This is a genomic window from Rhizobium sp. R711, from assembly GCF_002211365.1.
Taxonomy (GTDB): Bacteria; Pseudomonadota; Alphaproteobacteria; order Rhizobiales; family Rhizobiaceae; genus Rhizobium.
In genome coordinates, this window is record NZ_LOKZ01000039.1 from 138970 (window position 1) to 164365 (window position 25396).

The 25396-nt window shown below is 59.1% G+C and carries 26 protein-coding genes; 11 read left to right on the plus strand and 15 right to left on the minus strand.

From position 1 onward, the window contains the following. Positions 1-6: 6 nt before the first annotated feature. Positions 7-288: a hypothetical protein gene (locus tag ATY80_RS29925; protein WP_245306944.1), complete on the minus strand. Its 282-nt coding sequence runs from the start codon at positions 286-288 to the stop codon at positions 7-9. Here ATY80_RS29925 and ATY80_RS28005 point away from each other — a divergent pair. The 3 genes from ATY80_RS28005 to ATY80_RS28015 are packed head-to-tail and all read left to right on the plus strand — an operon-like array spanning position 287 to position 5759. Then, on the plus strand, positions 287-2440 hold the full coding sequence (locus ATY80_RS28005) for a cellulose biosynthesis cyclic di-GMP-binding regulatory protein BcsB (RefSeq protein ID WP_245306945.1): 2154 nt from the start codon (positions 287-289) through the stop codon (positions 2438-2440). The two genes, ATY80_RS29925 and ATY80_RS28005, sit on opposite strands and share 2 nt — an antisense overlap. Beyond that, entirely contained in the window at positions 2437-3486 is a 1050-nt protein-coding gene (locus ATY80_RS28010) for a glycosyl hydrolase family 8 (RefSeq protein WP_088695531.1), read from the plus strand. The genes ATY80_RS28005 and ATY80_RS28010 overlap by 4 nt, the downstream gene beginning before the upstream one ends. Then, positions 3477-5759: a cellulose synthase gene (locus ATY80_RS28015; RefSeq protein ID WP_088695532.1), complete on the plus strand. Its 2283-nt coding sequence runs from the start codon at positions 3477-3479 to the stop codon at positions 5757-5759. The genes ATY80_RS28010 and ATY80_RS28015 overlap by 10 nt, the downstream gene beginning before the upstream one ends. 108 nt (positions 5760-5867) lie before the next feature. Here ATY80_RS28015 and ATY80_RS28020 read toward each other — a convergent pair whose 3' ends face one another. From ATY80_RS28020 to ATY80_RS28055, 8 genes are all read right to left on the minus strand, one after another. Then, positions 5868-7310, minus strand: a complete 1443-nt coding sequence (locus ATY80_RS28020; protein ID WP_088695533.1) for a GntP family permease — start codon at positions 7308-7310, stop codon at positions 5868-5870. 190 nt (positions 7311-7500) lie between these two features. Beyond that, positions 7501-8274: an urease accessory UreF family protein gene (locus ATY80_RS28025; RefSeq protein WP_348626666.1), complete on the minus strand. Its 774-nt coding sequence runs from the start codon at positions 8272-8274 to the stop codon at positions 7501-7503. A 36-nt stretch (positions 8275-8310) separates the two neighbouring features. Further along, the gene (gene yut, locus ATY80_RS28030; RefSeq protein ID WP_088695534.1) at positions 8311-9372 is read right to left on the minus strand and encodes an urea transporter; all 1062 of its coding nucleotides are present in this window, start codon (positions 9370-9372) and stop codon (positions 8311-8313) included. A 71-nt stretch (positions 9373-9443) separates the two neighbouring features. After that, positions 9444-11147, minus strand: a complete 1704-nt coding sequence (gene ureC, locus ATY80_RS28035; protein ID WP_088695535.1) for an urease subunit alpha — start codon at positions 11145-11147, stop codon at positions 9444-9446. Between the two features lies 1 nt (position 11148). Then, positions 11149-11460, minus strand: a complete 312-nt coding sequence (locus tag ATY80_RS28040) for an urease subunit beta (RefSeq protein ID WP_088695536.1) — start codon at positions 11458-11460, stop codon at positions 11149-11151. 12 nt (positions 11461-11472) lie between these two features. Beyond that, the gene (locus ATY80_RS28045; protein ID WP_088695537.1) at positions 11473-12069 is read right to left on the minus strand and encodes a HupE/UreJ family protein; all 597 of its coding nucleotides are present in this window, start codon (positions 12067-12069) and stop codon (positions 11473-11475) included. A 105-nt stretch (positions 12070-12174) separates the two neighbouring features. Next, positions 12175-12477, minus strand: coding sequence for an urease subunit gamma (gene ureA / locus ATY80_RS28050; protein WP_088695538.1), 303 nt, complete (start codon positions 12475-12477; stop codon positions 12175-12177). A gap of 26 nt (positions 12478-12503) precedes the next feature. Beyond that, complete coding sequence (locus ATY80_RS28055) at positions 12504-13262, minus strand: urease accessory protein UreD (protein WP_245306946.1); 759 nt, start codon at positions 13260-13262, stop codon at positions 12504-12506. 683 nt (positions 13263-13945) lie between these two features. On the opposite strand from ATY80_RS28055, the gene ureG reads away from it, so the two are divergent. From ureG to ATY80_RS28070, 3 genes are all read left to right on the plus strand, one after another. Continuing rightward, positions 13946-14560 carry an urease accessory protein UreG gene (ureG, locus tag ATY80_RS28060; RefSeq protein ID WP_088695540.1) on the plus strand — a complete coding sequence of 205 codons (615 nt, stop codon included), beginning with the start codon at positions 13946-13948 and terminating at the stop codon, positions 14558-14560. Positions 14561-14816: 256 nt separating this feature from the next. Beyond that, a complete protein-coding gene (locus ATY80_RS28065; RefSeq protein ID WP_088695541.1) occupies positions 14817-15254 on the plus strand; it encodes a CBS domain-containing protein in 438 nt (145 codons plus the stop codon). 308 nt (positions 15255-15562) lie between these two features. Continuing rightward, on the plus strand, positions 15563-15772 hold the full coding sequence (locus ATY80_RS28070) for a hypothetical protein (protein WP_088695542.1): 210 nt from the start codon (positions 15563-15565) through the stop codon (positions 15770-15772). 132 nt (positions 15773-15904) lie between these two features. Here ATY80_RS28070 and ATY80_RS28075 read toward each other — a convergent pair whose 3' ends face one another. The 5 genes from ATY80_RS28075 to ATY80_RS28095 form a co-directional block, all read right to left on the minus strand. Further along, positions 15905-16399, minus strand: coding sequence for a GNAT family N-acetyltransferase (locus tag ATY80_RS28075; protein ID WP_088695543.1), 495 nt, complete (start codon positions 16397-16399; stop codon positions 15905-15907). 90 nt (positions 16400-16489) lie between these two features. Further along, positions 16490-16780: a hypothetical protein gene (locus tag ATY80_RS28080; RefSeq protein WP_088695621.1), complete on the minus strand. Its 291-nt coding sequence runs from the start codon at positions 16778-16780 to the stop codon at positions 16490-16492. A gap of 374 nt (positions 16781-17154) precedes the next feature. Further along, positions 17155-18411 carry an arginine deiminase gene (gene arcA, locus ATY80_RS28085; protein ID WP_088695544.1) on the minus strand — a complete coding sequence of 419 codons (1257 nt, stop codon included), beginning with the start codon at positions 18409-18411 and terminating at the stop codon, positions 17155-17157. A 15-nt stretch (positions 18412-18426) separates the two neighbouring features. Continuing rightward, positions 18427-19857 carry a basic amino acid/polyamine antiporter gene (locus ATY80_RS28090; protein WP_088695545.1) on the minus strand — a complete coding sequence of 477 codons (1431 nt, stop codon included), beginning with the start codon at positions 19855-19857 and terminating at the stop codon, positions 18427-18429. A gap of 106 nt (positions 19858-19963) precedes the next feature. Next, on the minus strand, positions 19964-21391 hold the full coding sequence (locus tag ATY80_RS28095; RefSeq protein WP_088695622.1) for a basic amino acid/polyamine antiporter: 1428 nt from the start codon (positions 21389-21391) through the stop codon (positions 19964-19966). Between the two features lie 562 nt (positions 21392-21953). Here ATY80_RS28095 and ATY80_RS28100 point away from each other — a divergent pair. The 4 genes from ATY80_RS28100 to ATY80_RS28115 all read left to right on the plus strand — a co-directional run bounded on the left by ATY80_RS28100 (position 21954) and on the right by ATY80_RS28115 (position 23241). Then, entirely contained in the window at positions 21954-22481 is a 528-nt protein-coding gene (locus ATY80_RS28100) for a YqhA family protein (RefSeq protein ID WP_088695546.1), read from the plus strand. Positions 22482-22607: 126 nt separating this feature from the next. Then, a complete protein-coding gene (locus ATY80_RS29185) occupies positions 22608-22775 on the plus strand; it encodes a hypothetical protein (protein WP_189637289.1) in 168 nt (55 codons plus the stop codon). After that, a complete protein-coding gene (locus tag ATY80_RS28110; protein ID WP_088695548.1) occupies positions 22775-22969 on the plus strand; it encodes a hypothetical protein in 195 nt (64 codons plus the stop codon). Before ATY80_RS29185 ends, ATY80_RS28110 begins: the two co-directional genes overlap by 1 nt. A 2-nt stretch (positions 22970-22971) precedes the next feature. Further along, positions 22972-23241, plus strand: coding sequence for a hypothetical protein (locus ATY80_RS28115; protein WP_088695549.1), 270 nt, complete (start codon positions 22972-22974; stop codon positions 23239-23241). 394 nt (positions 23242-23635) lie between these two features. Here ATY80_RS28115 and ATY80_RS28120 read toward each other — a convergent pair whose 3' ends face one another. Next, positions 23636-24034 carry a hypothetical protein gene (locus ATY80_RS28120; RefSeq protein WP_245306947.1) on the minus strand — a complete coding sequence of 133 codons (399 nt, stop codon included), beginning with the start codon at positions 24032-24034 and terminating at the stop codon, positions 23636-23638. Between the two features lie 371 nt (positions 24035-24405). Here ATY80_RS28120 and ATY80_RS28125 point away from each other — a divergent pair, with 371 nt between their 5' ends. Next, entirely contained in the window at positions 24406-25395 is a 990-nt protein-coding gene (locus ATY80_RS28125) for an AraC family transcriptional regulator (protein ID WP_189637290.1), read from the plus strand. Position 25396: the final 1 nt, after the last annotated feature.

Consider the following 25396-nt stretch of genomic DNA (forward strand, 5'->3'; position numbering starts at 1 on the left):
AGAACGTCAGCAGGGTAGCGCACCCATGGTGCCGAGACTGACATTGCCGTCAACGCCACAACCGGCAACAGACCCGCAAACGTCCGTGCCGGAAACGCCACCGCCTCCACCGGCCGCGCAGGCCCCGGCGTCACCACCTCCCTTTTCCATGGCACCGGCTTCGTCGTCAGCGCCAGCAGTCGTGCCTCCGGCATCCTCGCAAGCAGACGCTGTGCGCCCGAAAGCGGCAATACCGGCAAGCCCATCACAGGCAGGAGAACCGCCTCGACGCCCATCTCTTCTGCACATGGCGACCGGCGCATTCCAAAGATATGTTCTTCCCGTCGCCAAATTCGGTCTGGATGGCGAATATGATCGCAAGTCATGGTCGATTTACATCACGCCAGAGCAAGCCGCCGCGCCGGCGAAATTCAACTTTTCCTACCAAAATGCCGTTGTCGTTGCTCCGGAGGCATCACAGCTGACGGTTCTGTTGAACAATCGGATTGTCGGTCAACAACCGATTGCCTCATCGGATGCGCCATCGAACGTCACCTTCGACGTGCCACCTGGGCTATTGCAGCCTGGCGCAAATCTTTTTGCAATCGAAGCCATCCAACGCCACCGCACCGACTGCACCATACAATCGACCTATGAGCTGTGGACCGATATCGACCCGGCAAAGACCTACCTGGCCTTTGACGGGCAAGAAGCCGGTCGGTTCTCCAGTACAGACGCGATCCGCGCGATCGGCGTCGACGAAACCGGAAGGACGCAGATCAATTTCGTCGTGCCTGCACTTGAGCAACCGGGAACCACGAAACCTCTATTGCGCCTTGCCCAAGGCCTTGCGGTTTTAAGCGGCATGCCGAACGAAACGTTTTCATTCACCACGGACGCCTTGCCGCAAACGGGTGCAGGTCGCTTGACCGTCCTTATTGGAACACCCACAGACCTTCAGTCCCTCATTACCCCGCCGCCGGCCGCGCAAGCCGCGCCGCTTGCCTCGTTCGTGACCGACCCAAAGACGGGTGCACCCGTTCTTTTGATCAGTGGCCCGTCCTGGCCTGCTATCGCGTCTGCGATCGATACCATCGTTTCGACAACGGACCGACCCGCGACGGCCCGTCGTGATACGCTGGTAACACAGCGATGGAGCGCCCCGGATGCGCCGCTCGTCTTGTCGGCGACAAACCTGACATTTGCGCAATTGGGCGTGAAGACGACGGAATTTTCCGGACGACGCTTCCGCACCAGTTTCAATATCGCAGTCCCGTCCGACTTCTACGCGAATGCCTATGGCGAGGCCACCGTGCTGTTGGACGCAGCCTTTACGCAGAGCGTCCTGCCCGGCAGTCATATCGATATCTATGTCAACGGCAACATCGCTTCGACGGTGCCGATTTCGTCGACAGGTGGAGGCATCTTCCGGCACTTGCCTATCCGCGTCACCATGCGGCATTTCAAGCCAGGCCTCAACACGCTGTCGCTCGAGGCGATCCTGATGACCAAGGAAGACGAAGTCTGTGTCCCCGGCACGACAGCCGGTGCTGCACCGCGTTTTGCCCTCTTCGATACCAGCGAGCTTCACATTCCCGATTTTGCCCGGATCGGACAGCGGCCGAACCTCGCCGGACTGTCTGGGACCGCTTATCCCTACAATCGAGCCACCCAGCCAGTCCCGCTTTATATCGATCGGATTGACAGCGACACGCTGTCGGCCACGGCCACCCTGCTTGGACGAATGGCGATCGTTGCCGGCCGCCCAATCGACGTCGAGCCGGCTGCGACACCAGGTGCCATAGGCGAGCGCGACGCGATTTTCATCGGATCGATCTCGCAAATGCCGCCGGCGGTGCTGTCGCAGTTGAACATTGCGGCTTCGAGCCAGGCCTCGTGGCGGCCTCAGGTCACCGCTCAGTCCAACCAGGCCGAACCGTCCGTGACCTTTGACGATTGGCGCTCGAAGGTTAGCGGCGGCGTGTGGCGCGGACAGATCACATCCTTCCAGGAGTGGCTTCGCCGCAACTTCGACATTTCTTTGAGCTCACTGCAGTTCGTGCCTGGCTCGCAAGACGTGTTCACGCCCGGCAATGCCGACAGCTTCTTGATCGCGCAGGGCAAAAGCGCGAGCGGAGGGTCGTCCTGGACGGTTGTCACCGCGCCTTCGGCGAGCGACCTGCGTGAAGGTGCCGAGGCGCTTGCCAACCAGGTCAACTGGCCGCAAATTGCTGGTCATATCACCACCTACTCGAGCAAGACCGGCAAGATGGAAAGCATCCCCGTCGGTCGGTTTGATTTCGTAAGCTCCCAGCCCTGGTCGCTCTCGAACTATCGCCTGATTGCAGCAAACTGGCTGTCGACGAACATTTTGTCCTATGCCTTCCTCCTCGTCGTCCTTTCGCTTCTGATCGGCGTGACCACGGCAAGCATGCTTTCCAGGTTGGGCAGGCGCCAATGATGAGGATGCTGAAACTGATCTGCGCCGTAAGCCTCGCCGCTGCTTGCTGCGTCCAGTCTGCGCTGGCGCAGGGTCCAGGGATCAGCCCGCAGAACTGGAGCGCCTACAAGGGGAAATTTCTGGAGGCGAGTGGCCGGATCGTCGATGACGCGAACGGCAATATCAGCCACAGCGAGGGCCAGGGATATGGTCTGCTGCTTGCCTATCTTGCCAACAGCCGCGCCGACTTCGAGCAGATCTGGTCCTTTACGCGCACCGAGCTGTTGCTGCGCGACGATGGCCTGGCAGCCTGGAAATGGGATCCGGCCGTCACGCCGCATGTCACCGATACCAACAACGCCTCGGATGGCGATCTTTTGATTGCCTATGCACTGGCACTTGCCGGATCGGCCTGGAACAGGAGCGACTATATCGAGGCAGCCGCAAAGATGGCCCAGGCGCTTCTTTCGCGCGTCGTGGTCAGCTCAGGAGGACGAACGCTATTGTTGCCTGGTGTCAGCGGTTTTGATTCCACCGATCGCAAGGATGGCCCGATCGTCAACCCTTCCTACTGGGTCTACGAGGCGATCCCGATCATGGCGTTGCTCGCCCCCTCCAAAGCCTGGCAAAGGCTGTCGGACGACGGCCTGTCGCTGTTGCGGGTCATGCAGTTCGGACCTCGCAAGCTGCCAGGCGACTGGGTCAGCCTCAGTCACATGCCGGAACCGGCCAAAGGGTTCGATGCCGAATACGGATATAACAGCCTGCGCATCCCGCTTTATCTTGTTCGCGCGGGAATATCGGACAGGGAATTGCTGTTGAGAATACGCAAGGGAATGACAACGCAGGACGGCACGCCGGCGATAATTGACCTTTCGTCCGGCAGGCCGAAAACACTGCTGTCGGACCCGGGTTATCGAATTGTTAACGATGTCGTGGCCTGTGTGGCAGACGGAACGAAGCTGCCCGAGTCGTCGCGGCAGTTTGAACCAACGCTCTATTATCCATCGACCCTTCATCTTCTTGGGTTGGCATTTGTCGGGGAGAAGCATCCAGAGTGTCTTTAAGATCCTCATCCGTTGCAGTTGTTGTCGCGGTGGCGGTCGCCGGTCTGGTGACCGCTGTGAAGGATCGTCCAGCGCTTCGGGACATGCTTGGCTTTCAACGGACGAGCGAGCCCACGCCTCAATTCATGCTCATGGGTCGCGTCACGGGGCCGGACGGTCCCAAGGCGCACGTCGACGTGCAGGCGATCGCCGACCGGCTGCAGGCTGCAACGATGGTTGCGCCGCTGTCTCAGGACGGCGAGGAGGCCGAAAAACCGGCCACGGTCGCGCAAGCCCCGCAACAGCAGCCAAGCGCCGTTCAGCCGGAAAAGCCTGTCCAGCCAAAAGTTGACGAGAGTGCGTTGCGCTATTTCGCGAGCCATGGTGATACCGCGCGACTTCAGGCGGAGATTGCGCGTCTTCGGGCCCTCTACCCGAACTGGGTGCCACCGGCCGATCCTCTGGCCATTCCGCAGGGCGGCGACAAGCAGCTGGAACTCATGTGGCAGTTGTATTCGCAGGGACGCTACGGGGAACTGCGAAAGGCTATTGCCGATCGGCAGGCATTAGAATCGGGGTGGCAGCCGCCGCCCGATCTGCTTGACCGGCTGGACGTTGCCGAAGCCCGAGCCCGCCTCGTCAACGCGTCCGGGCTGAAGCAATACGCAACAGTCATCCAGATCGGCGCCAACACACCGAGCCTTCTGACCTGCAGCGACATCGATGTGCTGTGGCGGGTCGCCGAAGCCTTCGCAAAGACAAACCGCGAAGCTCGCGCTAAGGACGCCTATGCTTACATCCTGAAGAACTGCACAAATCCGCAGGAGCGTCTGGCGACCATCCAAAAGGCGTCGACGCTGCTGTCATACGCAACCATGCAGGATCTCCTTGGCCTTGAGCGCGCCGATGGCAATGGCGGTCGCGAATTTGACAGCATCCGCAATGACCTTGCCCGCCGCTTTGTCGCCGCTGGCAACGACGACCCTCATCTTGCCGTTGCGCCAACTTACCTTTCAATTGTGCAACGGCTTGCTGAAACCGAAGGGCTTGCATCCGATAGCCTGCTGCTCGGCTGGTATCAGCTTCGCCGGGAGAATTACGCGGATGCCGAAAAATGGTTCCAGGCAGCGCGTGAGAAGGAAGACACGGCCGCTGCCTCACAGGGAATGGCGCTGGCACTCATAGCACAGAGGAAGCCTCAAGAGGCGGAGGACGTGGTCTACAAGTGGCGCGCTGCCTCCAAGGACGCGACCGCGACCTATCTTGCGGCAACAGCAAACCTGATGGCCCTGCAGCCACCCGCCCACCTCGACGAGGAGGTGCTTTCGCGTATCGCTGCCGAGGTCATTGCGCAAAAATATGTGCCAACGGCACAGCAATTCGGCTGGTTTGCCCGCACGCTCAATCAACCGCAAACGGCAGCACGCTGGTTCGAAACCGCGTTGCGCTGGAAGCCGGATGACGAGCCGTCTGCTTACGGGCTTGCCATCACACGTCAGCAATTGCGCGATCGGGCGGGCGTGGCCGAGATCCAGCGCCTATGGGCCGGCCGGTCAGAGCGCATCGCACAGTTAGGCGAGACCACCAGGAGGTCGACCACGACACCTCTTCTGCCGGCTCCGGGTCCAACGACAGCGCCAGAGGCAGCATCGCCGAAGGTTGTGAACGAACCGACGGAACCCGTTGAAAGGACTGGCCCGCCGGTTGGCGTCGAAGCCTTGCGCGCGCCTGTGATGCAAACTGTAGTCGTTCGGCGCAGTGCGCGGCAGGTGCGCGGATGCACCACCACGCTCAATGCGCAGTTGCTTGATCCGGAAACGGCGTTGTCACGCGGCTGGTGCCTGATGGACATTGATCGGCCGATGGAAGCGACGAAGGCCTTCGAGGCGGCGCTGACCGCTTCAAACCGCAAGACGCGCGAAGATGCGGCCTACGGCCAGAGCCTTGCCTACCTCAGGGCGGGCCTATCCAACAATGCTGCAGTCGCCGCCACGAAGGCGCCGCAGACACAACAGCGGGCAGCCGAACTGCAGGTCGCGATCCTGGCCGACCGGGCGCTCGCCGCCTTCGATGCCAAGCGCTATCGCGAGGCATTGATCTATCTCGATCAGCGCGCGCAGCTGCGCCAGGAGCCGATCGATCTCTTGGTTCTTCGTGGTTATGCCTACCTGAACATGAAGATGTATGGGGATGCGGAGCGGATATTCACCGCTGCGGCTGCGACCGGCAGCAAGGATGCCAACCGTGGCCTGGCCGACCTGAAGGCATCGACACACCCCGATACCGTCGATTGACGATCCGGGGCCTGTAGGTGCATGTCGTGCACATAGGTCGGGCAAGGCGAGCCTCGCCGATAGCTCGCTCTTATCATAATCGAAACAAGGCGCGCGAAACAAAGGCCATCAAAAAGACCCGAACATCGACCCGAGCACCGTGACGACAGCGAGCGCAATGATGACATTGACGATGACAGTCATCACCATGTCACCATAGCTTTCGCGGTGCGTGAGTTTGCTGATCTGAAGCAGAAGCAGCACAGTGCCGTTATGCGGCAGGGCGTCCAGAGTTCCCGCACTGATCGTTGTCAGGCGATGCATAAGCTCGGGATTGATTGCGTACTCTCTCGCAAGGGTCATGAAGTTGTCGCCCAGCGCATTGAGCGCGATCGCCATTCCGCCCGAAGCCGTGCCGGTGAGCCCTGCAAGCACATTCATGGCGACAATGATCGAAACCAGCGGCCCCCCGGGGACCTCCAGCACGGCGTCGCGAACTGCCGCGAATGCGGGCAGCGAGCCAATGACGGCGCCGAAGCCCACGAGACTGGCGATCATCAGGATCGGCACGGCGGAGGAGTTGGCGCCGGCATCAAGCGTTTCGCGCAAGGCGGGTAGTCGTCGGAAATTGACGATGATGACGGTCAATATGGCTGCAGCAAGCGCAAGCACGACGGACCATATGCCGGCCACGGCTCCGATGGTGGTCTGGCCCCAGCCCTCCTCGGCGAGGAACGCAAAGTCGAGGCGCGGAAGTACGACCAGCGCCATCAGGAAATTCACGAGGATAACCACCACGAGCGGCAAGAACGCAAGGTAGAAGGGCGGCAAGCTGGCACTGCGCTTGCCATGATCGATCTCCGCCGGATCGAAATCGCCGGCCATTGCCGCTTGCTCGCGGGTCCTGTCGTCGAGGGCGAAGGCGGTTCTTGTGCCGACGTAACCCTCGCCGGCCTTGCGTGCCGCGGCTTCGGCCCTGGCAAGCCACCACATGCCCAAAACAAAGATTATGATTGAAGCAATGATGCCCAAACCAGGCGCGGCAAAGGTCGTCGTACCGAAATACGGCATCGGAATGGCGTTGTTGACCGAAGGCGTGCCCGGCATCACCGACATGGTGAACGTAAACGCGCCGAGACCGATGGTGGCCGGCATCAACCGCCGCGGGATGTTGGCCGCCCGGAACATCTCGTCCGCCATGGGTACGAGCACGAAGAAAGCGACGAAGACGCTGACGCCGCCATAGGTGACCAGAGCCGAGGCGAGTACGACCGACAGCATCGTGCGCTTCGTTCCGAGCCGTTCGGTGAAAAACCGCGCGATCGATATGATCGAACCGCTGTCGTCCATGAGCTTGCCGAACAGTCCACCGAGCAGGAACATGGGAAACCACTGCGCCACGAAGCGGGCAGCGCCTCCCATGAACGTCTGCGTCCAGCTGGCAAGAAGCGGTTCGCCGGAGATTGCCGCCGCCACCAATGCGGCCACCGGGGCCACGATCAGCACGCTCCACCCGCGATAGGCCAGCCATATCAGCAAGGCGAGCGCGAGCAGTATCCCACCCAATCCCATGTTTCAGCCTCCCATCCTAACTGTTTCGATGTCCACACTCATCGGCAATCCATGCGGATCGCCGTTGCCGCCCCTTTTCCAAGAGACCGGATCCAGTCCAAGCTTTACCTGTCTGCAACCTTGCATTCTCAGCGTCGTCATTCGCCCGCTGTTCCATCGGCTGCTCCAGGCGAGCCCGCCGCGCCATCGGTCAGGATCGAAACAGGCGACTATATTGTGTTTCATGCCACGCGCTCGCCATCGCCTGCGCAACCGACAGATTGCCGATCTCGCTATCGTCAAGCGTGATGGCCAAGGCGGCACCTCGTTCGACGACCGTAACGGCGTCGATCAATATGCGTTGGCCAGCGACGTGACCGAGCGGGACCAAGCGGATAGCGGCTGCGACCTGGGCCTCCGCGACCGCCCACATCAGCCCCTCCAGGGCCGGTAACGGCGCCACCTGCCAGTGATGGGCGGCAATCGCGAAGCTTGCAGGATAGGTCAGCTCGACGCCCGGATAGGCTTCCGCCGCCGGCACGTGGAGTTCTTTGAGGAGAAAGATCAGGGCTTCACCCATGCGTCGGTCCTCAGCCTGCATCTCGCTGCTTTCACGACAGGCCGCAAGCCAGGCGTTCGCATAGGCAAAGGCAGAGCGATCTTTTGCATAGAGCGCCTGGATCATCCGCCAGAACAATGCGCCATCCGCGACTGCAAAGATGTTTTCAAGGGTACCAAGGATCCAGTCGCGTGCCGTCGCATGATCCTTTACCCAACCGGCGTTGACGGCCCATTCCAGGCCACGCGAATAGGAAAAGGCACCGACTGGCAGGCTTGGACTGACAAGCCGCAGAAGGTGAAGTGGGATAGCATCGTGCATGTCCACAGCGCCTTTCAGCCGGACGGGTTGCGCCATTTGCCGTGCGGCATCGGACGCGCGGCGGAAAATCTCAAGTGCGTCGCTTGCAGAGCGGTCAAAGGTCATGCTGTCCAAATCCCCTTGTTGCTTGCCACTTCAAGGTCACGCTGTTCTTCGGTCTGAGTGGCGCGTGCTTCTGTCCGCTTGCAGGTGGCGTCGCCGATTGTCCTCCGGCGTCGTCGCTTCAGCCGGCGGGACCGGCGCCAACGCCTTGAACGCATATGCGCCCAACAGCATCAGCCAGGTGACGATCACGAAGGTTGAGGTCAGGACCGGCATGCCGATCGGTTCGAGGAAGATTGCAACCGATGCCCATAGCCAGGTCGTCACGACCACCCCAAAGAGTGTGTAGGCAAAACTCTGCCACGTCAGGACAAGAAAAAAGCCGCCGAGCGCCAGAGCGGTAAGCGCTGCATTGTACCCGAACAAGCCGTCCCTGATAGCGCCTTCCGGCCCGCCGAAGATGGCCGCGACCAGCGCCGCCAGCGCTGCACCGATCAAAGCCATTGCGGCGGCGACCCGAGAATGAATGGCAATGCCGACGATGATCAGATAGCCGCTGATCCAGTTGTCCTGGAAGAAGATCTGTCCGATCCCGTTTCCGATCCCCATGTACCAGGTCGGCAGCACATAGGCGACGTCGTCTGCATATTGGTCCGGCGAGACCGGTTTGGCCAGCGGACCGGCGTCGATGTTGTCGAACTTCAGCACCGCGAAAAGAAAGAGCCATCCGACCATTACGAAAGGCATGGTGAGTGCCGCCACCCGGTACGGGCCAAGGAGGTTAGCCAGCGCCGCAAAAACCACCGTCGTCATGGCTGCAGCAAAGACAATGTAGACGGTGAGATAAAGCGAAGGCACCGCGCCGGTGCGGAAGTTCTCGCTTGTGAAAGCGACGAGCGCAAGGCCGACAAGCGCGCCGTTAAAGCCGTATAGGCCGTCGCGGATCGAAGCGCTATCGGCTCTCAGTGCGATGGCGCTGACTGTGCTTGCGACGACGCCGAGGACGCAGATCAGCCCATAGATCCACGAGTTGTAAAACAGCGCCGCCAGGATGACTAACCCACTCACGGGATTGTTCTGAAACACGACCTGACCGATGCCTCGCAGCGACCAGTCGATCAATCCGAATGCCCGGTGGTCCTGGAAGTAGTTCTGGTTCACCACATTCTCCCGCGCGCTGCCGAAGTTGCGCCGTTTGGACCAGATTTCGTGGCCTCCCGTCGCAGCCTTGTTCAGAACAGGTAATAGCGCTGCGCCATCGGCAGGACCGCCGCCGGCTCACAGGTGATGATCTGGCCGTCCACACGCACCTGGTAATTCTGCGGATCTACTTCGATGTTTGGCGTCAGCGCATTGTGGATCATGTCCTTCTTGCGGATCGACCGCGTGCCCTTCACTGCAACCAGAGCCTTGTTCAGCTTGAGTTTGTCGCCGATGCCAGCATGAAGCGCTGCTTTCGATATGAAGGTGACGCCGGTAGAAAAGCGTGCGCGGCCGAGGACGCCGTACATTGGGCGGAAATGCACTGGCTGTGGGGTGGAAATGGAAGCGTTCGGATCGCCCATTGGCGCCGTGGCGATCATGCCGCCCATAAGAACAAGCGACGGCTTTACGCCGAAACTGGCCGGCTTCCACAATACCAGATCGGCCCGCTTGCCGAGCTCGATCGAGCCAAGCTCGTGGGCAAAGCCATGGGTGAGCGCCGGGTTGATCGTGTATTTGGCGACATATCGCTTGGCGCGGAAATTGTCGTTGCGCGGGCTATCCTCAGGAAGCGGCCCGCGCTGCACCTTCATCTTATGGGCAGTCTGCCAGCAACGCACTGTGGTCTCGCCGATCCGGCCCATGGCCTGCGAATCCGATGACATCATCGAAAGCGCACCGATATCGTGCAGGATGTCTTCTGCCGCGATCGTCTCCTTGCGGATCCGCGATTCGGCAAAGGCCACGTCTTCCGGTATCTGCGGGCTCAAGTGGTGACAGACCATCAGCATGTCGAGATGCTCGTCGATCGTGTTGATGGTGTAGGGCCGCGTCGGGTTCGTGGATGAAGGGAGGATGTTTTCCTCGCCAACCGCCGTGATGATATCGGGAGCGTGGCCGCCGCCGGCTCCTTCGGTGTGGAATGAGTGAATCGCCCGCCCTTTCATGGCCGCAAAGGAATCCTTGACGAAGCCGCTCTCGTTTAGCGTGTCGGTGTGAATGGCGACCTGGATGTCCTCTTCGTCGGCAACCGTCAGACAGGTGTCGATGGCAGCGGGCGTCGTTCCCCAATCCTCGTGCAGCTTCAATCCTATGGCGCCGGCGCGGATCTGTTCGCGCAGGGGTTCTGGCAAGCTTGCGTTTCCTTTGCCGAGTAATCCGACGTTGATCGGAAGGTCCTCTATGGCTTCGAGCATCCGGTGAATGTTCCAAGGTCCGGGCGTCACAGTGGTCGCCAGCGTTCCGACAGAAGGCCCCGTGCCGCCTCCCACCAGCGTCGTCGTACCGCTTGCGAGAGCTTCGTCCGCCTGCTGCGGCGCGATGAAATGAATGTGGGTGTCAACCGCGCCTGCGGTCAAAATCTTGCCTTCGCCCGCGATGACGTCGGTACCCGGGCCGACGACGATGGTGACACCCGGCTGAATATCGGGATTACCGGCTTTTCCGATGCCTGAGATGCGCCCTGCCTTGATCCCGACATCGGCCTTGACAATGCCCCAGTGGTCGAGGATCACGACGTTGGTGATGACGAGGTCGGCGACCTCGGCTGCCAGCGCCTGGCCTTGGCCCATGCCGTCGCGGATGACCTTGCCGCCGCCGAATGTCACTTCCTCGCCGTAAATGGTGTGATCGGTCTCGACTTCGATGATGAGTTCCGTGTCGGCGAGCCTGATCCTGTCGCCTTTGGTTGGGCCGTACAGGGAGGCATAATTCTCGCGCGTGATCGTGCCCATCTCAGTTTCCCAATCTGCCCATGATCAGGGCATTGAAGCCGTAAACCTTGCGCTCGCCGGCAAGCGCAACCAGTTCGACGGGGCGCTCCTGCCCCGGCTCGAAACGGACGGCGGTTCCAGCCGGAATATTCAGGCGGAATCCCTTCGCTTTTTCGCGATCGAAGCGAAGCGCAGTATTCGTTTCGTAGAAGTGGTAGTGGGAACCGACCTGGATTGGCCGATCGCCGGTATTCGCCACATCGATCGTGCAGACCTCTCTGCCCGCGTTGAGGCTTACCGTGCCGTCCTCGATGAAGAATTCACCCGGGATCATCCTAACGTCTCCTCAAATCACGCCGAAGGCGAGGCCGACGCCGATTGCCGCACAGGCGGCTCCTGCCGCCCGAATTACGTTGCGCAGCTTCAGGCCGAAGCCGCAAGCGGCGGCGATCCCGATGGCGTGGAGCAAGAGGGTGGCAAGCGCAAAGCCAGCCATATATTCGAGCCCATCCGCATTTTCCGGCACTTCGCTTCCATGGGCATAGCCGTGCAGGAGCGCAAATAGGCCGATGACAGCAATGCCGGCAGAAACCGGAAGCTTGACCGCAAGCGCGACCAGGATGCCGAGCGCCACGACCGAGGCCAGGATCCCCGGCCCGACAAGCGGAACCGGCACATGGAGCATGCCGAGGGCCCCGCCAGCTAGCATGACGCCGATGAAGGTCGCAGGCCACACCCAGATCGCCTTGCCGCCCTTCAGCGCTGACCACAGGCCGACGGCGATCATCGCTGTCACATGATCAAATCCCAAAAGCGGGTGCGTAAAACCCGCATTGAAGGACGATGTGGTCCCCACGCCGACATGGGCGTAGGCGGGCAGCGCCGAGGCAGTCAAAAGGGCAGCGGCGAGTGCGGCTTCTTTGATCGTTGCAATGGCGGACATGGGAGGACCTTTCATGAAGAGCCAACAAATGCGGCGGTGCGGTCTCGCGGTGCGACGAGGGGCAGGAAGCATGCGGTCAGGCGAAATGGGAGCAATTTTTCTGTCCTAGCGGATCGGTTCATGCACGGTCACCAGCTTGGTGCCGTCTGGAAAGGTCGCTTCGATCTGGATGTCGTGGATCATTTCGGGAATGCCTTCCATGACCTCGTCTCGACCCAGAATGGTTGCTCCATACGACATCAGCTCTGCGACCGTCCGGCCTTCGCGCGCACCCTCAAGAATGGCGGCGGAAATATAGGCAATCGCCTCCGGATAGTTGAGCTTGATGCCTCGAGCCCTGCGGCGTTCGGCAAGTAGTCCTGCCGTGAAGACGATCAGCTTGTCCTTCTCGCGCGGTGAAAGTTCCATTGTCTCTGTTCCTCGCTCACCGATGCCTACGTTGCCCAGATCCGGGGAGCGTTCGCCGGCTTGCCGAGGCATGCGGTCCGCAGCACGTCCCACGCGCTGGCAAACAAGCTCTTGGCCTCAGACACCCGCTGACCGAGGTAGCGGCATACCACGACGCGCTCCAGCTGACTGACGCAGAAGACCTCTGCGGCATGCCCCGTTAGCGCACCCCGCACCCGTTCGGCACAGTCTTCGGCTACGTCCCCGACATAGATCATCGTGCCGAGGATCGGATGGCCTGCGAGCGCATAGGTCGCCTGAGAAAGCGGCGAGCCACCGGTCAGATGCAGGCGTTCGAACCAGATCGGCTTGGCGTCGCAAAGGACCGCCATCCGCTGACTGAGCCGGCCGTTTTGGAACGCCTCGTCTGCTGCGGGCCGCCCCAGGCTCAGGAAATCCCAGCCCACATAGGTTGCTCCCGCGGCAAGCAAGACCCTGGTATCGATTAAGGCGTCGGCGCCGTCGAACAGGATCGTCTCCTGGGGCAGATGCTCCAAGATCGCACCCTCGCCGACGCTGATCGATAGATGCTGTTCACCACGGCCGTGTGTGCTGCGGTAGAACTTCGTGGCGCCGGGGGTCGTCAGCAGCACCCGCGTGCCGGGACCAAGATGAATTTTGGTCTCGAGCTTGTCGCCGCCGGCGATGCCGCCCGGTGGGTGCAACAGGTAGACGTGGCAGGTGCCGTCTGCCTCAGGGTGAAAAGGATGCTGGACGACAAGAGGACCGATATGACGCTGTCGCACCAGCGTGGTCCTTTCGCCGCGCGACTGAAAACACAACTCCAGTTCTCCCAACCAGCTGCTTGGCAGCGCGGCACACTGCGCGTGCCCGGTTGCGGCACGGCTGGACGGCAAGTCGGGCAAAGACTGCGGACGCCTCATCTTCGTCACCGATTTCGAAAAAGTTATCTGAAGAGGCTATCATCCGGGCATGAGGATGTGATCGGCTTTCCGTCCAGATCCTCGTGCTTTCGTCCTAAACTTCGTCGTTCTCGATTCCCACGATAGAACATCGCATGACAATCAAGTAAAAGAAGCTAAGCTGTTTCCACGCGGATTAAGGGCTCTAGGGCTCTGACGTTCGGGGGAATTCTGGTGTTGAGTATGGTCGCCGTGCTGTGCCCGTTGGGGAGTGGGGACAACGAGCAATTTCGCCGTCGCCAGCCAAAGTCTCCTCAATCCGTTCGTGCCTCACTTGAATGGCGTCATGTCAGACGGCGCCAACCGAGGGAAGACCGACATGGCGGGCAAGCCCCCTGCATGCGATCGCCACCACGACGACTGCCCGCGTCACCATGGCGCATCTCGTCGCCATCAACACGACGATTCGGAATGAGGGCGATATTTCGCGTCGCGCCCCGGATCTTCGCCTGCCTGCGGTATCATAGCCAAGGGGATCAGTTCACGAACGACGAAAGGCACAGCGCATGTCTTCGAAAAACGGTCCGCTTCGCGTTGGGATTGGCGGCCCCGTCGGTTCCGGCAAGACGATGCTGACGGGGCAGCTCTGCATGTCGATGCGTCGAGATTATTCCATCGCCGTCGTCACAAATGACATTTACACGAAGGAGGATGCCCTCATATTGGCGCGCCGGCAGGCCCTGTCGCAAGATCGCATCATGGGCGTTGAGACCGGTGGATGTCCGCACACGGCGATCCGTGAGGATGCCTCGATCAATCTGCAGGCCATCGCCGAGATGAACCGGAGATTCCCGGACCTCGACATCGTCTTCATCGAGTCCGGTGGTGATAATCTCGCAGCCACCTTTTCGCCCGACCTTGCCGATTTGACCCTTTACGTCATCTCGGTGTGTCAGGGCGAGGAAATTCCCCGCAAGGGCGGTCCAGGCATTACGAAATCTGATTTCCTGATCATCAACAAGTGCGATCTAGCCCCTTATGTGAACGTTGACCTGGAGGTCATGCGGAGCGATGCGGCCAAGATGCGAGGAACAAGGCCGTTCGCATTTACGGATCTTTCGCGCGGAAAGGGCCTGAGGGACGTCATTGACTTTATCGTTGAGAATGGCGGACTGACCTGAGCCTTCGCACGGTGGGTAAACTCCCGACTTCCCCGCCACCGATCACCGCCCGCTCGCGTTTGGCTGCGGACGCTTTTCGCCGGACAAAATGCGGCGCAAGTCCCGTGGCCGATGGCCGGTCTGCTGTTCCAGCCCGTGACCAGGTCAAATTTGCAGCGTGGTGGTCCAACGAGTTTGGCAGGAACGTTTCCGACTGATGCGCGTTGATTCTCTCTATCCCGCGCGCGGAGGCGCGGGCTGCTCGAGGGAGGTTATGATGAAAGTCAGCAATTGCATGACCACAGATGTGCAGATCACCGATCCAGAGCACACATTGCGGGATGTCGCCTTAATGATGGGACGTCTGGATGCCGGCGTTCTGCCGGTGGGTGAGAATGACCGGCTGGTCGGCATGATCACCGATCGCGACATTGCCATTCGTGGCGTGGCAGAGGGCAAAGGCCCGGACGCGAAGGTCCGCGACGTCATGAGCACCGATGTCAAATACTGCTTCGACGACGAAGATGTCGAAGACGTCCTGCACAACATGGGCGATCTTCAGGTGCGGCGCTTGCCGGTGCTGAACCGCAGCAAGCGGCTGGTCGGCATCATCTCGCTCGGCGATCTTGCCATGAAGGGCGAGGCCATGGAAACTGGCAGAGCGCTGAATGGCATTTCGCAACGCGGCGGCGCACATTCTCAAACCGCCCACTGACGGTAGGCGCAACGCCGCAGTGAAACTGGCAGCATGCTTCCTGCTTTGCTCGTCCGTTCGGGCTGCGTTCGGATCGAAGATCGAGACATGTTCGTGTCTGGCCGCAATCCACCTCAGCTCGGGCTGGAGAATTCGGCTCAATCAACAGGCGCACTGCAAGCTCGAGATCATATGGGCTACCCGTCGTCCCGCGGTGAAACACGCGGGACATGCGGGTAGCTGACCAGATGTGGGGAACCAAGACCGCAAACGCAGGTTTAACCTGAAGTCTCAAGATCAAGGCGAAAAGAGCCCGGAGGAGAAGTCCGATGGTCAGCGAAGCAGAGCGGGACCCGCGTCACCATACGCAAAAGATGCAGATGCGCCTTCAGGAGATGATCGATCATCTGCGCGGAGATATCCAGAAGGTCGAAGAGCCGCAGTTAAAGGCGATGTTTGAAACAGCAGCCGAAGTGCTGATCGGTCTCAAGAAGACCTTCAGCGACTATGAACAGAAAAACGAGACGGCCTGGCGATAGTGCACCAATCGCGAGGACGCCGGCGTGAACGAGTTCTTCGTTCCCTTCGTCCAAACGACCCCAGCGCCTGTCGGGCGCAGTCCCGTCGGCTCAAAATAGCACTTTTTCCCTGTTGGCGCTTGATTAAGCCGTCTAGCCTCGGGTCATCTCGACCATCGTCGGGCGAAAGCCCATGGAGGCAAACAGGCGCTGTGCGGCTTCGTTTCCGTATGCTGTAGACAGTACGATCCGTTCGGCGCCCCGTCTGTCCATGTCTGCAACGACAGCGTCGAGCAGCAGTCTACCAACACCCTTGCACCGACGTGCTGGATCAACGAAGAGGTCGTGAATAACGCCTGCCGGGCCACGCAGAGACATGTAGTCGGCTCCCTCCAATGCCGCGTAGGCGTATCCAAGGATCGTGCTTTCATCTTGCGCCACAAGAACGATCGCATCGGGACGGTTCGATTCGCGTGCGAGGAAATGCGCGTAGCCTTGCGGCGTGTTCGTCGAGGCTGCGATAAAGCGGGCGGGGTCGATCTCGTGGTGGAGGGCGACCAGGAGTGCACCAAAATGGCCGAGAATGGCCGCATCCGACGAGGTCGCGGGGCGTATTCTTACGGTGGATTTTATTGATGCGGTTGTCATTGGTCTGTGAAGTCTATGCTATGTCCGGGGCCACCGCTAGCCAGTTTGCGCATCAAGACGGGCGACCGAGCGGGCTCCTCGTCGCGATTTCTAGCGACGGCTCCAGGCTAGGAAAGGCCGGTAATGACGTTCTGCGATAAGCAAGGATCGGTCAGGCTGAATGACATAGATCTCCTCGACTTCGCGTCCCGTCTGATCCGTGAACGTGTGGGGAAACGAAGAACCGATCGGCGACTTCGTGAGCTTCGTACGCGGTTGACCATTGTAGGTTATGCTGCCGGGAATGGGCGCCAGACCGTCAGACGAATAGGAGCCTGAAACGACCATGCAGCTTGCGAGGAGCAATGCGCTCAGCGCCAATATTCCGATCTTCTCAAGCATCTCAACCTTCAGCCTCATCCGCGAGCATGGATCGCGTCCGCGTTCCTCCGCGACGATTCCTTAGCAGATATTAGGCGTTCGCCATAGCCTTCACCGGCCTGTCGCAGGTTGCGCTCGCAACCCAGCGGCAATCGCGCTGGCCGTTGTCGGCCAGTTGAAGGCTCCGTCCTGGATCAATTCGGGTTTCGCGCTTCGACGCGCGTAACGTCGCTGATAGCTGTCGCTGATTGAGGCAAGTGCATGTCGCACTCCTTGTGGCATTCAATTTTGCCGACAGAACCTCTCCGAGGCCGCGCCGGCTGGCACGGCCTGCCAATGTTCGTTACTGACACCTTCGAGGGCTCGCCAACGATGCGTTGGCAAACCCCCGGTCGTCAATAATCGACGGGGTCTCTGATAATGGGGCATGTCATGCAATGGCCGCCACCACGTCCGCGACCAAGTTCCGCGCCGGTAATGGTGATGACCTCGATGCCTTCCTTTCGAAGCAAGGTGTTCGTATATGTGTTGCGGTCATAGGCAAAGACGACGCCTGGTGCGGCGCAAACGAGATTGGCGCCGCTGTCCCACTGGGTACGTTCACGCACATAGTCGTTGCCGCCAGTTTCGACGACCCGCAGCTTTTTAAGACCGAGAGCGTCACGGACCGTTTCGACGAAGCTGCCCTTGTCCTTGTGCAGTTCGACACCCCCCTTCCCGTTTGGTCGGTAGGAAAAGGCATCGATGCCATCGACAATATCTGGATAAAGCAGCACGCAGTCTCTGTCTGCGAACGTAAATACCGTATCGAGATGCATGGCGGCGCGCAGCTTTGGCATGGCCGCGACGATCACGCGCTCGGCCGCTCCCTTGTCGAACAGCGCCGCCGCGACCTGGCTGATCGCCTGGCGCGACGTGCGCTCACTCATTCCGATCAGGACATTGCCTTTGCCGATGGGCATGACATCGCCACCTTCGAGAGTGGCAAGACCCCAGTCCTTGGTCGGATCACCCCACCAGACGTTGACCCTGCCTGCGAAATCTGGATGAAACCTGTAGATTGCGGCGGCGAGGATGGTTTCTTCGTGGCGCGCGGGCCAGTAGAGCGCGTTCAGTGTAACGCCGCCGTAGATCCAGCAGGTCGTGTCACGCGTGTAGAGCGTGTTCGGGAGCGGCGGCAGCAGGTATTCGTTGACACCGGCTGCATCGCGAATGAGTTCCAGCTGCTCGCCTCCGATTGCCTCGGGGAACTCGTAGGTCGACAAACCGCCGATGAGCGTCTCGGCGAGATCACGGTCAGACAGACCCTCGAGATAGGATCGCACCTCTTCGAGCAGGCCGAGGCCGATCTGGTTGGGGGTCACCTGATGGTCGAGTATCCACGTCTTGGCTTCGGGCACGGCAACCGTCTGGGTCAGCAGATTGTGCATTTCCACGACCTCGATGCCACGGTCTCGCATCTTGTGCATGAAGTCGAAGTGGTCGCGCTTGGCATTGTCGACCCAAAGGACATCGTCAAATAGCAATGCATCGCAATTGCTCGGTGTCAGCCGCTGGTGGGCACGCCCAGGAGCGCACACCAAAACCTTGCGCAACTGCCCGACTTCGGAATGGACGCCAAGTGCCTGAGGGGTGGAACTTGCAGAAGACATGCGCTTTCCTCCTTTTCAGATTGTCATATATCCCGTAGCCAAAGCAATGATCGCGACCATGCAGCCGATAACGGCTGCGGCGAAGATTACCCAGTCTGCGGCCGTGTTGAAGATCTGCTTGCGCTGCTCCCGCCGCGCCCAGAAATAGAGAACTGTTCCGGGTGCATAGAGAAGAGCCGACAATAGGACGAACTTCATGCCACCTGCGACGATCATGAAGATCGTGTAGATGGCGGCAATACTCGCGATGATCAGATCGCGGTTGCGTTCCTCCGGCTTCTGGTCATAGGTCAGTCCGCGCTTTGCCAGCAGGAAACCGAATGCCGCAACAAAGAGATACGGGATCAACGACATGGCGCTGGTCAGGTTTAGCATCAGCGCGAAAGCGTCCCGGGACCAGTAGGTGCTGATGACGAAGAGCTGGACGATGCCATTGGTCAGCCAAAGGGCTGCGGCTGGAACTTTGTTTTGGTTTTCCGTACCAAACAGGCGGGGCATGTCGTTAGTGCGGGCGGCGATGTAAAGCACTTCCGCGCACACCAGCGACCAGGCGAGATAAGCACCCAGCACCGAAATAACTACGCCCATGCTGATGAAGACCGCACCCCAGGGGCCGACGACGGCGGCAAGCACGCCCGCCATCGACGGCTGGCTCATGGCCGCGATCTCGGGGCGCTCAAGGACCGCATAGGGTAGCAACGTGACGAGGACCATCAGGGCGCTCACACCGACGAAACCCATGATCGTGGCCGTGCCGACATCGGCGCGCGTGCGCGCATAGCGTGAATAGTTGCTGGCGCCCTCGATGCCGATGAAGACGAACACGGTTGCCAGCATCGTGGCTCGCACCTGCTCAAGCAGGGAAGCTTCGGGCATGCCCACGCCACCCCAAAAGTTCATCCGGAAAAGATCAAGCTTGAAAAAGACGAAGAGGATGATGATGAAGGCGATGATGGGTACGACCTTTGCGACCGTCACGACGGTGTTGATGAGGGCCGCCTGCTGAATGCCTTTCAAGATCATGAAGTGGAACAGCCAGATGCCAATCGATGCGACGACGATTGCGACCACCGTGTTGCCGTCGCCGAAAACCGGGAAGAAGCCACCGAGCGTTGACTTGATAAGGACCCAGTAAGAGACGTTGCCGATGCAACTGCCGATCCAGTAGCCAAAGGCCGACAGGAAGCCCGGATAATCACCGAAGCCTTCCTTGGCGTATGCATAAACACCTGCATCAAGATCGGGCTTGCGTTCGGCAAGTGCCTGAAAAACACGCGCCAACATGTACATGCCACCACCGGCAATGCACCAGGCGATGATCGCCCCAAATGGACCGGTTGCGATACCAAAAGTACGTGGCAAAGAGAAAATTCCGGCTCCTACCATGGAGCCGACCACCATTGCAGTGAGCGAAAATAATGAGAACTTCTGCTGCGAGTCTGCCATTTGAGAAAACCTCTCAGTTCAAGCATTGTCTCTGTTCAGCTGTCAGTTTGATAAGGCTTTTGCATTCGCGAACGGGCGTGATTTTGCCCTTATGAGTTGTTTCAGGCTATATGCTAATTGCGCCGTTTGCAATTTCGAATATAGCCGCAACTGCACTCACAAATAGCAGGGCGAAAGCGGCCTTTTCCCAACGGTTAAAGACTTCTTTGCGTTGCTCCCTTCTCGCCAAGAAAAACAGAACCGTTCCAGGACAATAGAGAAGAGTTGTGAGAAGCAAATGCTTGGCGCCAGCGGCATATATCAGGCCCCCCGTATAGATCAGCGCCAGCAAAGATTGCATGAATTCTGTTCGACTGGGGCTTCGGCTCGTTTCCTTCATACGCCAGCAGAGTTTGACGCCGTAGGCCGCGACAAAAAAATACGGGATCAGGATCATCGAGCTCGTCATCGCCACCGCCAATGCGAAGGCGTATTGGGTAAAGAGCGTAATGAGAAGAAATAGCTGAACCAGAATATTCGTCAGCCAAAGCGCGTTAGCAGGTACTCCCCTTCTATTTTCCCTCGATAGAAATCGAGGCATCGTCTCATATTTCGACGCGGAGTACAAAATCTCTGCAGCAAGAAGGACCCAGGCGAGATATGCACCAGCCACCGAGATGATCAATCCCGCACTGACGAACACGGCGCCCCAGGGGCCAACCGCCGCCGCAAGGACACCCGCCATGGACGGATTGCGAAGCCGGGCAAGCTCGCCGGGCAAGAGTATGCCGTACGACAGCAGTGTTACAGCAAGCATCAAACCTAAGACGATCAGAAATCCGCCTACCGTGGCGACCCCGACGTCCGAGCGGTTCTTTGCATATCGCGAATAGACGCTCGCGCCCTCGATGCCAACGAAGACGAATACGGTGACCAGCATCGTGCTGCGGACCTGATTAGCGATTTCAGTGAAAGTGTGATTTCCACTTCCCCAGAATCCGCTACTGAAGATCTCCCATTTGAAGGCGATGAGCACCAACAAAATGAAAACCATGATCGGAATGAGCTTTGCGGCTGTTACGACAGCGTTCAACGCGGCGGCCTGGCGAATGCCCTGAAGAATGAGCCAGTGCATGGCCCAGAGCAAACAAGAAGAGGTCGCGACCGCAATGACCGTATTCCCGTCTCCGAAAACTGGAAAGAACAAGCCAAGGGTCGATTTTATGAGCACAAAATAGGAGACGTTCCCGAGAAGGGCAGCACTCCAGTATCCGAGCGCCGACAAGAAACCGGCGTAGTTGCCAAATCCCTCCTTGGCGTAGGCATATATACCCGCGTCAAGGTCAGGTCGCCGTTCCGATAGGGTCTGGAACACGAAAGCAACCATCAGCATTCCGACACCGGCAATTGTCCAGGCAATCACTGCACCCAGTGGTCCAGTCGCCTGGCCGAAGGCTTGAGGCAGGGAAAAAATCCCCGCCCCAACCATGGAGCCGACCACGATTCCCATCAGTGTCCAGGCGGCAAACTTCGTCTGTTGAGAGGAAGCGGACATCTTTGCTCCAATGAAAGAACACAAGGGGCAGAACACCGCCATTTGCCGGCTTTTCCTTGGGTTCGGTTATGTTTTGACCGGCGTTGGAGCCGATCGGCTAAACCTTTTGCTTTCGATGGACAGGTGTTTTTCGTCCTTCGGTTCTCGAACCATGCTCCAATGCGTGACCCTGATGCCTGTGGCTTCGGTCACAAAATGGCGTTCGGCTCCCGGTTTCCCATTCTCCTGAAAGAGCGCAGCCCAGTCCTGCCGGGCTCGCTAAGCCGATTTATTCATCTGCCACAGAACCACCGGAGCTCTATTTCTGCGTGCATGAGTATTGCGCAGTACAAGAAAAAATCAAACTCGTTGTCAACATCTTCGACAATCGGGAAACCGGTGTTGCAGCACCATTTCAACCTATTGCCGCCGGAGGGCGTTGCCCGTTCCGATTGGTTCCTTGCGAGCTCACGGCGGGATCGACAAGGATACCGTGTTAGTGGTACTCAAATGCTAACCACCAATAGTGCTTTCGTTTTAACGAAACTGACCTGCGAGCAAGCCGTTTTCCGGGACGAGACGAATGATCGCTGTGCTATTGAGTTTGCGTTACGTCATGGCATTGGCATCCGTCGGTGTCATTGCCGCGTCTTTCTTGATGTTCTGGGAAGGTCTCCTCACCATCTGGGACGCGTTTGCCTACATCCGAACTGATCCGGACCAAGCCGTTATTACCGCGGTGCTGCAGGGTACAGACAAGCTGCTGTTCGGCATCGTGCTGGTGATTTTCGGCTGCGCGATTACCGTAGGATTCGTCATTGACCGGTCTTCGCCCTGGCGAAAGAAATTGCCGGAATGGATGGTGATCGAAGATATCGCCGAGCTGAAGAACCTCTTCTTCCAGATGATTATTCTCTATCTCGTCGTTCACTTCGTCACACTGGTTGCCGAGACTGCCGATGCCATGCCCCAATGGAACGCTCTGGTTTTGCCCGCCGCTATTTTGCTGTTGGCCGCTGCAATGAAGATCATCGCGACCGTTTCCACCCACACGCCTCCCGCTGAGGTTAGGACAGATGCGACAAGCGATGATGGGACCTCTGGCACTTAAGGCGCTTCATTCCTTCCTCCGACAGTGTCGTTGTCGCCGCTCAAGGCCTGCAGACACCGGTTTAAATTACACATTGACCTCCCGACAATAATAGAACAAAATGAGAACATTCCCATGGAGGTTCTGATGACCCGTACAGATCAAGTCATTGCAAATGCGCTGGCAGTCGTTGCAGCCAGCCGCGCAGAACGAGAGCGGGACGCTGAGCGTCGCAAACGTGTTTTTGGCAAGATCGAGATAGGGCGGCCACTGCCTGTCCTTAAAGGTCAGCAACTCAGCCTGGATCTGCACTAATGTTGCCGATGACGAAGGAAGACGTCGATTTCGAAGTGCAAGCGGCGCTCGCTTGGCACGACGACGACGTAAAGGCGACCATTGCCACGCTTCTGGAAGATATCAGGCATTTGCGCCACCAGCTTGCCTTGGCTGAGAGTGCGATGAGCCGCGGCATGACGCGCGGCTGGAAGCCGGCCTTTGAACGGAATTGAACATGCGTCACCGCAAGGGCATCAACCTGGCGCGTCCCGCTGACTACGCCGTCGATCTTACTCATGATACGCTGGGGTCACTGCCTGAAATGTTCGTGCTCGTGGCGGCCTGCCCCGCCTGCCACAAGCGCGCACCAATCGATCGCTGGGATCTTGGCCGGCAGCTAGGCAAACGCAGTATCCTCGCCAACGTGGCGAAGATGTTGAAATGCTCTAGGTGCGGAAACCGTGCCGGCAATAGACTGCTGCTCGGCAAGTTGCCGCGAGACTGACGCCAATCCCTATCCTTGCGAACATAAACTCGACCGGGCTGCTTTGCCGCAGGGGGCCAGGCTCAATTCGCCAATAGTTGTTCTTTGCCCTTTTTCCTAAGATACGTCGCTTTTCGAAACGACCGAGCTTTCGAGACAATCGCATCACTCCTCCAAAAGCTGAACTTGCAGAAAGGCGGCTTCGCGTTAAACTGGATCTATTGTATCTCAGGCGCTGACCACGGATGTACTGGCAGTTGCTTCTTGGATGCATCAAGGAAGGCCGGGCACGAGCATTCGTTCCGGCCTTTCCTTTTTGCAGCGCGCCGCTCTTCTTACCCCCTGCCGGACTGTGATCGATAAAGATCATGAAGACCTCTGTCTCCGAGCCGTCGGGTGGATGGCGTGATGATGCCTATCGAAAAAGAACTGATCTCTTCCGGGCAGCGGATTTGCCTGGCGTCAGCGGCAAACCGGCATCGCAATTTCGCATAATCAACGTTTCGGTCACGCACGGATCCGCATAGGTCTCTTGCGTCCGGATGTAGACGGCTGACAGGTTCGGATCGAGGAAAAGTGCCTGACGAACCAAAAGTTCGGCTGTTCGGTCCTCGCCGCAGGCCATGCGGGCAGCAACCTGGTAGAGCAACGTGCGCCTTGCTTGAAAAGGGAGTGTCAGGGCAACGCGCGTCATATCTCCAAAGCGGTCCAGCGCGTAGAGAGCCGCCACTCGCTCTTCGGTAATCCATACCGGCAAAAAGGATGGCAAATCCTGAGCACCCTGGCCGCTTTCGACGACAGCCAATGAGGTCATCCATGACGCCAATGACAGGCTAGCGCTTCTCGAGGACAAGGAGGCAACCCTTCTCGTCCAGGTGGAACCGCACAGATGAGATCATCTCCCTGTCACCAGCGGCGCAAACGGCACTACCAAGCAGTCCAGTTGCACCGGAGAAATGAATTTTCATAGAACGACCTTAGCGCTCAATGGCCCCGAACTTGTGCCTGCACCGTTTCGCTCCCCTGCCGGTCTTGCGTGTCAAGCTTCGCGGAAATCTGTTGGCCGACAGCCAGGCGACAAGCCGAGCTGGCTGCGCCAAGCTTGAAATCACGAACGGCACGCAAAACCAACCGCTTCGGGGGCATCTTGCTTGAATACCGGACGTTTGACACCAAATAAGCGAAATGCTTGACCATTCGTCTCGACCGCTGTCACCGGCAAATATCCCAATGGACGCGCTGAGCGAAGTCCTGCAAGACTTTCGCTTGAGTGGAGTGAACTATGGGCGCTGCGAACTCAGACATCCATGGAGCATCGCCTTTCCGCAACAACAGCTGCTTCGTTTTCACTTCGTCAGCCAGGGTCCGTGCTGGATCCATACCGAGGCTCAAGGGTGGCAGGAGTTGAACGATGGAGATCTGGTACTGTTGCCGCAAGGCCTCCCACATCGATTGGCCAGCGCACCAGATGTTGAGGGCGACTCGCTAAAAAATTGTCAGATCACGAAGTTGGGAAGCAACGTCTGCGAAGTGGTGCGCGAGGGAACGGGCGCCAACAGCACCCTTTTTTGCGGGTCCATGACTTTAGGTGCGCATGCGCTCAATCCCTTGATCGCGCTGATGCCACCAATCATCAAGGGCTGCGATGTGGCGGGCAATGACCCGGTCGTTGGGCCCCTGCTGGCGGCTATGTCGGCGGAGGCGACACAGCCCCAAATGGGTAGCGCAACCGTGTTGTCGCGAATGGCGGACCTGCTCGCAGCGCGGCTAATCCGCTGTTGGGTCAATTGCAGCGGAGCCTCGACCACCGGTTGGCTCGCCGCCATCCGCGACCCCCACATCGGTCGTGTGTTGGCAGCCATGCACCGAGACCCCGGCCATAACTGGACCCTTGAGCGCCTCGCCGGCGTGGCAGGCCAGTCGCGCTCGATTTTTGCCGAGCGCTTCAGCGCTGTCTTGGGAGAAGGCGCGGCACATTATCTCGGCCGTCTTCGAATGCAGCTTGCCCGGGAATTGCTGGGGCAAGGCGGCATGTCGGTTGCCGAAGTCGCTTCCCGCCTCGGTTACGAGTCGGAGGCATCCTTCGCCCGCGCCTTCAAGCGCATCACCAATCTCTCACCAGGTGTTGTGCGTCGCACAAGTCCCGGACGAATGGACATGGATTTCGGATTTTAGG

Coding starts and splice junctions, on each gene's coding strand:
- ATY80_RS28020 (WP_088695533.1), bottom strand. CDS start 7,310: ATGGGATTGGGTGGGATACTGCTCGCGCTCGCCTTGCTGATATGGCTG.
- ATY80_RS29185 (WP_189637289.1), top strand. CDS start 22,608: ATGACCCGTACAGATCAAGTCATTGCAAATGCGCTGGCAGTCGTTGCA.
- ATY80_RS28040 (WP_088695536.1), bottom strand. CDS start 11,460: ATGATCCCGGGTGAATTCTTCATCGAGGACGGCACGGTAAGCCTCAAC.
- ATY80_RS28090 (WP_088695545.1), bottom strand. CDS start 19,857: ATGGCAGACTCGCAGCAGAAGTTCTCATTATTTTCGCTCACTGCAATG.
- arcA (WP_088695544.1), bottom strand. CDS start 18,411: ATGTCTTCTGCAAGTTCCACCCCTCAGGCACTTGGCGTCCATTCCGAA.
- ATY80_RS28010 (WP_088695531.1), top strand. CDS start 2,437: ATGATGAGGATGCTGAAACTGATCTGCGCCGTAAGCCTCGCCGCTGCT.
- ATY80_RS28110 (WP_088695548.1), top strand. CDS start 22,775: ATGTTGCCGATGACGAAGGAAGACGTCGATTTCGAAGTGCAAGCGGCG.
- ATY80_RS28075 (WP_088695543.1), bottom strand. CDS start 16,399: ATGACAACCGCATCAATAAAATCCACCGTAAGAATACGCCCCGCGACC.
- ATY80_RS28025 (WP_348626666.1), bottom strand. CDS start 8,274: ATGACCTTTGACCGCTCTGCAAGCGACGCACTTGAGATTTTCCGCCGC.
- ureA (WP_088695538.1), bottom strand. CDS start 12,477: ATGGAACTTTCACCGCGCGAGAAGGACAAGCTGATCGTCTTCACGGCA.
- ureG (WP_088695540.1), top strand. CDS start 13,946: ATGTCTTCGAAAAACGGTCCGCTTCGCGTTGGGATTGGCGGCCCCGTC.
- ATY80_RS28120 (WP_245306947.1), bottom strand. CDS start 24,034: ATGACCTCATTGGCTGTCGTCGAAAGCGGCCAGGGTGCTCAGGATTTG.
- ATY80_RS28080 (WP_088695621.1), bottom strand. CDS start 16,780: ATGCTTGAGAAGATCGGAATATTGGCGCTGAGCGCATTGCTCCTCGCA.
- ATY80_RS28125 (WP_189637290.1), top strand. CDS start 24,406: ATGCTTGACCATTCGTCTCGACCGCTGTCACCGGCAAATATCCCAATG.
- ATY80_RS28115 (WP_088695549.1), top strand. CDS start 22,972: ATGCGTCACCGCAAGGGCATCAACCTGGCGCGTCCCGCTGACTACGCC.
- ATY80_RS28065 (WP_088695541.1), top strand. CDS start 14,817: ATGAAAGTCAGCAATTGCATGACCACAGATGTGCAGATCACCGATCCA.
- ATY80_RS28070 (WP_088695542.1), top strand. CDS start 15,563: ATGGTCAGCGAAGCAGAGCGGGACCCGCGTCACCATACGCAAAAGATG.
- ATY80_RS28095 (WP_088695622.1), bottom strand. CDS start 21,391: ATGTCCGCTTCCTCTCAACAGACGAAGTTTGCCGCCTGGACACTGATG.
- ATY80_RS29925 (WP_245306944.1), bottom strand. CDS start 288: ATGTGCAGAAGAGATGGGCGTCGAGGCGGTTCTCCTGCCTGTGATGGG.
- ATY80_RS28005 (WP_245306945.1), top strand. CDS start 287: ATGGCGACCGGCGCATTCCAAAGATATGTTCTTCCCGTCGCCAAATTC.
- ureC (WP_088695535.1), bottom strand. CDS start 11,147: ATGGGCACGATCACGCGCGAGAATTATGCCTCCCTGTACGGCCCAACC.
- ATY80_RS28045 (WP_088695537.1), bottom strand. CDS start 12,069: ATGTCCGCCATTGCAACGATCAAAGAAGCCGCACTCGCCGCTGCCCTT.
- ATY80_RS28100 (WP_088695546.1), top strand. CDS start 21,954: ATGATCGCTGTGCTATTGAGTTTGCGTTACGTCATGGCATTGGCATCC.